We start from the raw sequence: 1,792 nt of genomic DNA on the forward strand, positions 1-1,792 counted from the left end.
CTTATGATCTTCAGGATAATGCTTCACTAATATCTAACTTACCGCTCCCTGTTATATTTTTATGAAAAACTGAGGCGACAACTATCCTGACACAGGGGGTCTCTGATCCTGACCATAGATACCAAACAAACTTTCCATTTCTTTTGATGGGTATTTGGACTCTAATTGAGCATAGTAGGTTGTTACAACCAAATCTGCTGCTTTGCTAGACACAGGTTGATTAGCAACACTTTTTGCAATCTCTTGAGTCTCTTCGAATTTTGAAAAATAGTAAGCACCCGCTCTTTTGACCAAATAACTCATATCTTGCTGAACGCACTCCCTGACTTTTACCAAGGTTAACTTCTCGCCCATAAGCGTCAAAGCCTGCACGATGGCAAAAATTGCTCGCCAAGCAAACTGCTTGAACGTTTCGTCTTTTTGAGGGGGCATTATGTTTACAATACGAGTAGCCACTTGAGCGAGTGAACCATATGAATTAAGAAGATCTAAACGAACAGAGCTGGAAGGGTGGCTTGGGCTGAAGTAGTAGAGGTATTTCTCTCGATTGAATTTTTTCATGGTCGCGTAAATGACATCGAGGGTTACGTCGTCAGATTTTGGATCGGCAATAATACATGGTTCATTGCGAACAAGAGCACCTACAATATCTATCGTAGCTTTTCTACCTTTACCCGTACCGGTAGAGCCTGAATACACTGCATGCTGCTGTCGCTCAGTAACGTTTATATATTGTGGTCGCTCCTCTTTAAAGCCAATACCGTGTAAGTGCATCTTATCATCCGGCTGAAACTTGCTCGACATACCGAAAAGTCTACGGAAAAACATATAAACTTCGCCTGGATGGTTAACTGAATCATCACGAGAACGTAAATCGTAATACAATTGCGTCTGCTCTTGTCCCCATTCGAACCCATGACCGATATAAGTTTTACCAGGGTAAGCTTGGTGAAGCTTGATCAATTTATCCAGACTCATGTTTAAATCGGGAATGCTTTGTAATCTTGCTTTAAAATTTAAAAGCGAGGCTCCCTGTACAAATCGAATTAACGAAAGAAGATACATTGGAATTGAAGCTAGAAGTAAAAAACGAAAACCAAAGTTTCCATAATACCCAAAGAGAGCTGCACACGTAGCAGACACGAACCACACAGCACTGGCAGGCATCTCATATGGCCAGCGCCAAAAAACATAAATTTGTCTATCTTTCACTTTGGTTCTCCAAATGAACTGAATCAAAATAGTTCCTAAGCTCTTTGCCTTGACTGAGCATAAGCGAACAAGCGATATCATTATTTAAAAATCGATAGCCCCTTTTTTTATTTGAGCTAAAAATTCTTGTATAGATGTCCCCTTTTGCAGAAGAAATGAGTTTGTTAATTTTAGTTTGTGCGTGGTCCGAAACTTCTTTATCGAAGATAGCCATTGTCCCAATAAATTCTTCCATGTGAGACTTTAAAACGGCAACGCCTGTTGGCAGTATTTGATATTGCTTATGAGTGTTAGAAAAAAGGGATGTTATTTTGTATTGGCCGAGGTCATACGCTAAGGCCCATAACACTATTTTTATCTCATCATCATAAGTCAAAACTGAATCATTAAATAAAGCGGACAGCACATGGTCACGTGGAATTTGGGTTAAATATTGACGAATACCGGTTTCTGGGTCTCCATCATGTTCTACATGAACAGGAGTAATGTTTTCGCTTTTTATCTTAGTAACATTGATGATGGGATCCGCGCCTGGATTAGGCTCTCCGAGTGGCTCTTCATTGTTTGAGTTACTTTCACC

General features: G+C 40.1%; 2 protein-coding genes. Both read right to left on the reverse strand.

The genetic code is table 11. The annotated features are described in order from the left end of the window. Nucleotides 1–81 precede the first annotated feature (81 nt). Nucleotides 82–1,212, reverse strand: coding sequence for a hypothetical protein (locus BIZ39_RS21575; protein WP_187448079.1), 1,131 nt, complete (start codon nt 1,210–1,212; stop codon nt 82–84). Next, nucleotides 1,202–1,792, reverse strand: a 591-nt coding sequence (locus tag BIZ39_RS21580) for a hypothetical protein (protein ID WP_187448080.1), incomplete at its 5' end; no start/stop codon positions are given. The genes BIZ39_RS21575 and BIZ39_RS21580, both read right to left, overlap by 11 nt.

The sequence above is a fragment of the Alteromonas sp. BZK5 genome, from assembly GCF_014349115.1.
GTDB classification, from domain to species: Bacteria; Pseudomonadota; Gammaproteobacteria; order Enterobacterales; family Alteromonadaceae; genus Alteromonas; species Alteromonas macleodii.